Source organism: Kribbella sp. (assembly GCF_035655035.1).
In the GTDB taxonomy this organism is placed as follows: Bacteria; Actinomycetota; Actinomycetes; order Propionibacteriales; family Kribbellaceae; genus Kribbella.
Genome location: NZ_DASRVN010000591.1, coordinates 1 through 5,489, shown reverse-complemented (window position 1 = coordinate 5,489; position 5,489 = coordinate 1). Strand labels below are relative to the sequence as shown.

Sequence of the window (5,489 nt, the reverse complement as noted above, 5' to 3'; positions counted from 1 at the left end):
CGGAGTGGTACGACGAGCGGTTCGTGGACGGGGACGACACCCATCAACCCGGTCTGCTGGAGTTGCTCGGGACTGGTTCGGGGCCTTGTCTGGACATCGGCTGCGGCACCGGCAGGAACTTCGAGAGCATTCGTGCCAGTGGCCGCTCGGTGGTCGGGCTGGACTTCTCGATCGACCAGTTGCGGCGGGCCCGGCGGCGTACCGATGGTCCGCTGTTCCACGGTGACGCGGCGGCCCTGCCGTTCGCGGACGGGTCGTTCGACGCCGCGATCACGCTGTGGATCTCGACCGACGTGGACGACTTCGGCGCGGTCCTGCGCGAGGCGGCGCGGGTGCTGCGGCCCGGCGGGGTGTTCGTCGCGTACGGCGTCCATCCGTGTTTCAACGGGCCGCACGTCGTGTACGAGGAGGACGGGCGGCGGACGGTGTACCAGACGTACCGGCAGACGGGCTGGCACACGGACCTGCCGTGGTGGGGCGAGGACGGGATCCGCCGGCGGATCGGGATGTCGCACCTGACGCTGGCCGATTACCTGAACGCCGTGGTCGCCAGCGGGCTGGTCGCGGAGCGGTTCGAGGAGCCCGCGGGCCACGACATCCCGCATGCGTTGGCGTTCCGGGCGCGGAAGCCCTAGGCCGCCTTGCGGTTGCCGACCGGGGTGACCGGGTCGGTCAGGATCGCCAGGTGCGGGGTCGCGGTCTGCCTGGTGGTGCTCGCGTAGGCGGCGGGGGTGAAGGCGACGGCGGCCAGGCCCAGGGTCGCGATGGTGCCTACGGCAACGGTTTTGACGATACGGATCGGCATCGGAAGCCTCCTTCAGGTCGGTGATTCCATCCTGGAGGTCCGGACTGCGACGGCCCTGGAAGATTCCTGGGAACCGGCTGGGAGCGCGAGGTAGCGTGAAGCTCATGGCGTACGTCGTGTTCCTCGCGGGTGTCGTGGTGGTGCTCGCGGGCCTGACCTGGTTCGCGTCCTGGGCGAAGCGCCGGGGTCGCGGGTCCGGCGTGGCGGGCGCAGTCGCGGCGTACGAGGAGGCGTACCGGACCACCGCCCACCAGTCCCATCACGAGCTACGCCAGCAGTCCGGCCGCACGTCCGAGACCGGTTCCCCGGACGACCTTTAAGAGAGGTAGTCGGCGACTGGTCCGAGGGTGACCAGGCCGCTGCCGGCCGCGTGTTCGTCGGCCGCCGGTGCCAACGCCTGCTGGGCCACCGCCAGGAGCTCGCCGTCACCGGACTGGCGCGCCGCATGTGCGGTGAGCGCCCAGTGCACCTCCAGCAGCAGCCCGGGCGGCGGCTCCACCAGTCCGTGGATCTGCCCATCGACCCAGGGAGTGTGGGGCCCGTAGTCGGCAGCGGGAATGGGCTCGTCGTGACGTACGGCGTGCGCGGCCAATGCGAGCGGGAGCAGGCCCTCGCTCAGGCCGGGCATACCTGCGCCGTCGAGCAGTCCGGCCGCGGCACGGTACGACTCGGGGGTGTCGGTGCGAAGCGCGGCGTACCACCGGGTGAAGACCTCGACGAGCGGAAGCTCGTGCCGTGCCGCGAGGGCGTCGGCGGACGCGGCGTGGTCGTCGGCGGCCGTGTGGTCGGCCCGAGCACACGCCGACTGCAAACGGACCAAATGCCCGAGAACCTCATAAGTAAAGAGGTTGTGGCGCTGCGACAGCGTGACGAGCTCCGCTCCGATCGCGTCCCGCTCCCCCGCCAGCCCGGCCCGGTAGCACGTCTGCAGGAACACACCGTTCAACGTGAACGCCAGCAGCGCCGGATCGTCCAACCCGCGCGCGAGCTGCTCGGCCTCCAGCGCGGCCTCCCGGCCGCGGGGTGCACGCGAACCCCGCGACTCGAGCGCGATCGTCGCGAGCAGCCGGGCGCGGATGCTCGGGTGGTCCTGCGTCGGCAGTACCCGTTCCGCGGCCGCCACGATCGCCGCCGCCTGCGCCTCGTCGTCGGATCGGGTCCAGATCGCGGGTACGTCGTACGCGCCGATGATCCGGGCGGTGACGTCGGGGTCGCCGAGCTCCTCCGCCGCGGCGACGGCAGCGAGCCGGTGTCGGCGGGCGGCCTCGAGACCCCCGCCGCCGGTGACCGCGAGATTGCGAAGCAGCCCGACGGTGGACTCGATGCGGGCCCGGGTGCCGCCGACGGCCCGGTCGTACGCCGCGGCGGTCTCGGCCCAGACGTTACCGGCCGGGGCGAGATGTGTTGCCTGGTTGAGGATGTCGTGCTCGAGACGGGTCAGCGCGCGACCGGGATCCACCCCGAGCCGACCCACCAGGGTCTCCCGGGCACGTCGCAGTACGGCGAGCGCATCTCCTTGCCGATCGCTCCGGTACAACGCCAGCGCGAGCAACCGCCACGCGTCCTCACGCCACGGATGCTCGGTCACGTGCGCATCCAGATCCGGCACCGCCTCGGCCGCGAGTCCCATCGCCAGCCGCGTCTCGCCGACCCGCTCCACGGCACGCAACCGCAACTCGGTCAGGCGCGCACGTTCGGCCAACGCCCACGGCTCGTCCGCGAACTCGGCGTACGCCGGCCCACGCCACAACCCCAGCGCATCCTGCAGCTCGGACAGCGTGGGCGACGCCGCCTGCAGGGTGTTCTCGAACCGCCACGCATCCACGGCCTCGGTCCGCAGCGCGTATCCCGGCCCGTCGGTCACCAGCAGCCGCGCCGGTGTCCGCGGCGCCCGATCCGGCTCGATCGCCCGGCGCAGCGCCGCCACGAACGTCCGCAGCGCGCTCAACGCTCCTTCCGGCGGGTCGGCCCACAGGTCGTCGACCAGCACCTTCGCCGGTACGACGCGCCCGCGCGCCACGATCAGCCGCGCGAGGACCGCCCGGTGCCGTGGCCCCTTCAGATCGACCTGCTGCCGATCCCAGGCCACGACCGGCCCGAGTACGCCGAACTCCACCCGGCCACGGTAGCGCTCATCCGTTGCTCATCCGCCCGCGCGACGCTGGGGGCATGAAGATCGAGGGATTCGAGTACGCCCGGGTGCGCGGGGTGGACGATGTCGAGCTGAACGTCGCGTTCGGAGGTTCGGGGACGCCGGTGGTGTTGCTGCACGGGTTTCCGCAGACGCACTTGATGTGGCGGCACGTCGCGCGGGACCTGGCCGCGGACCACACCGTGATCTGCCCGGACCTGCGCGGGTACGGCGACAGCGACAAGCCGGCGGACGGGTACTCGAAGCGGGTGATGGCGGCGGACGTGGTCGCGGTGGCCGCCGCGCTCGGGCATTCGCAGTTCGCGCTGGTCGGGCACGACCGGGGTGCGTTGGTGGCGTTCCGGGCGGGGCTCGACCACCCGGACGCGGTCACGCACCTGATGAGCCTCGACGTACTGCCGACCCTCGACATGTGGGACGTGATGCACGGGGCGAGCGCCGCGGTCGGGTTCCACCTGTACCTGATGGCGCAGCCGCCCGGGCTGCCGGAGCGGATGATCGCGGGCGCTGCGGACGAGTTCTTCGGGTACTTCCTGGACGTGTGGGCCAACGATCCTGCGGCGATTCCGGCCGACGTGCGGGCGGCGTACCTGGAGGCGTCGCGGAACGCCGTACCGTCGATCGTCGCGGACTACCGGGCCTCGGCGACCGTCGACGTCACCGACGACGAGGCAGACCTTGCCGCGGGCAACAAGCTCCGGATGCCGGTGACGGTGATCCAGCAGGACTGGGGCACCGCCCTGGGCTTCGACGCCGCCGCCCGCTGGAAGACCTGGACCACCGACCTCCACCACCGAACCACCACCGCCGGCCACTTCATGGCCGAAGAGTCCCCCACCGAAATCACCACCGCCCTCCGCACGCTCATCACGCGGTAGGTCATCCCCTCAACTGGAGGGTTGCCCTGCGCGGGCTCAGGACATGACGAAGGGGCCGGTCCAGTGGATCCGGCCCCTTCGTGTGTGTTGTTATCCGGCCTGGAAGAAGGCGCCCTTGAGGTAGTCGTGCACGGCATCCTCGGCGACCCGGAACGAACGACCCACCCGCACCGCGGGCAGCTCACCGGAGTGCACCAGTCGGTACACCGTCATCTTGGACACGCGCATGGCCGTGGCGACCTCCGCCACGGTCAGGAACTTCACCTCGGCGAGCGGCTGCTCACCACCGGACTTCTTTGATGCCATTGCGCACCGCACTTCCAGCACGGATCGTGCGCCGGCTTCCCCTCCGGCACCTCCGTCCGTGCATGCAACGAGCGTAGTGGCTGTTGGTACGAATGGGAAAGAGGGGGACTCCTGTGACTCATCGCGTCCCCTGGAGTTAAGTCCCCTGGAGTTAATAGGAAGGATCAAGCCCGAGGAGTGGGAAACTCGCGTCGCGGGTTGCCTTGATGGCGCGGTCGAGCCAGGTGTCGGGGTTGTAGCCGGTCGACCAGTCCGCGTACGTCGGGTCCCGGCCGTCGGTCATCCGGGCCGGCGCGACCCGGCCGAACCGCAGCTGGACCTCCTCGCGCCAGGCGGCAGGCACCGGCGTGGCGGGATCGATCGGGTTCCCCGCGACGATCGCCAGCAGATGCGTCCACGCCCGCGGAACAACGTCGACGATCGCATACCCACCCCCACCGGTAGCGATCCACTTGCCACCGGTCAACTCATGCGCGAGATCGTGCAGTGCGACGTACGCCGCCCGCTGCCCGTCGACGGTCTTCGTCAGATGCGCGAGTGGATCCTCCACATGCGAGTCACACCCGTGCTGCGTCACAAGCACCTGCGGCCGGAACGCCTTCACCACATCCGGTACGACGGCGTGGAACGCCCGCAACCAGCCCGCATCCCCGGTCCCGGGCGGCAGCGCGACGTTCACCGCCGTACCTTCCGCATCCGGCCCGCCCGTCTCGCCCGCACTACCGGTACCCGGGAAGAGCGTCGTCGGCGACTCGTGCAGACTGACCGTCAACACACGCGGATCGTTGTAGAAAACGGTCTGTACGCCGTCCCCGTGGTGCACGTCCACGTCGACGTACGCGATCCGCTCGGCACCGTGGTCGAGCAGCCACTGGATCGCGATCGCCGGGTCGTTGTACACGCAGAATCCGCTGGCCTGGTTGGGCATCGCGTGATGCAGACCGCCGGCGATATTCGCGGCGTGCAGTACGTCGCCCTCCCAGACCGCACGCGCCGCCTCGACCGACGCGCCGACGATGTGCGCGGAGACCTCGTGCATGTGCGGGAAGCAGTACGTGTCCGACGTACCGAGTCCGTGCTCCGGGTCGGCGTCGTCCGGGTGCTCGCCCGCCCGCTTCACCGCGGCGACGTACTCCGCGGTGTGCACGGTCTCCAGCAACGCGTCGTCCGCGGTCGGCGCCGGCACGATCTTGAGCTGATCGAGCACCCCGAGCTCCCGGGCGAGCTTGATCGTCAGCTCCACCCGGATCGGACTCATCGGATGCCCACGCCCGAAGTCGTACGCCGTCAACCCGTCGTCGAACACCAGCAACGCCTCACCACTCATGCCCTTGACCTTAACCTTCAG

Annotated in this window: 7 protein-coding genes; 3 read left to right on the top strand and 4 right to left on the bottom strand. The window is 70.4% G+C overall.

Features of this window, described 5'->3' with window-relative positions; all coding sequences use genetic code 11:
- On the top strand, positions 1-635 hold a 635-nt coding region (locus VFF46_RS31360), incomplete at its 5' end, for a class I SAM-dependent methyltransferase (RefSeq protein ID WP_325040850.1).
- Here the strand turns inward: VFF46_RS31360 and VFF46_RS31355 are convergent.
- Positions 632-805 (bottom strand): hypothetical protein, encoded by a 174-nt coding sequence (locus VFF46_RS31355; RefSeq protein ID WP_325040849.1) that lies wholly within the window; start codon positions 803-805, stop codon positions 632-634. The genes VFF46_RS31360 and VFF46_RS31355 overlap by 4 nt on opposite strands.
- A gap of 104 nt (positions 806-909) precedes the next feature.
- On the opposite strand from VFF46_RS31355, the gene VFF46_RS31350 reads away from it, so the two are divergent.
- Positions 910-1,125 (top strand): hypothetical protein, encoded by a 216-nt coding sequence (locus tag VFF46_RS31350; RefSeq protein WP_325040848.1) that lies wholly within the window; start codon positions 910-912, stop codon positions 1,123-1,125.
- Here VFF46_RS31350 and VFF46_RS31345 read toward each other — a convergent pair.
- The gene (locus VFF46_RS31345; RefSeq protein WP_325040847.1) at positions 1,122-2,921 is read right to left on the bottom strand and encodes a BTAD domain-containing putative transcriptional regulator; all 1,800 of its coding nucleotides are present in this window, start codon (positions 2,919-2,921) and stop codon (positions 1,122-1,124) included. The two genes, VFF46_RS31350 and VFF46_RS31345, sit on opposite strands and share 4 nt — an antisense overlap.
- Before the next feature lie 53 nt (positions 2,922-2,974).
- Between VFF46_RS31345 and VFF46_RS31340 the strand changes: the two genes are divergently transcribed.
- On the top strand, positions 2,975-3,835 hold the full coding sequence (locus VFF46_RS31340; protein ID WP_325040846.1) for an alpha/beta hydrolase: 861 nt from the start codon (positions 2,975-2,977) through the stop codon (positions 3,833-3,835).
- 90 nt (positions 3,836-3,925) lie between these two features.
- Here the strand turns inward: VFF46_RS31340 and VFF46_RS31335 are convergent, their stop codons facing one another.
- Complete coding sequence (locus VFF46_RS31335; protein ID WP_171675053.1) at positions 3,926-4,141, bottom strand: helix-turn-helix domain-containing protein; 216 nt, start codon at positions 4,139-4,141, stop codon at positions 3,926-3,928.
- Between the two features lie 151 nt (positions 4,142-4,292).
- A complete protein-coding gene (locus VFF46_RS31330; protein WP_325040851.1) occupies positions 4,293-5,468 on the bottom strand; it encodes an acetoin utilization protein AcuC in 1,176 nt (391 codons plus the stop codon).
- Positions 5,469-5,489: the final 21 nt, after the last annotated feature.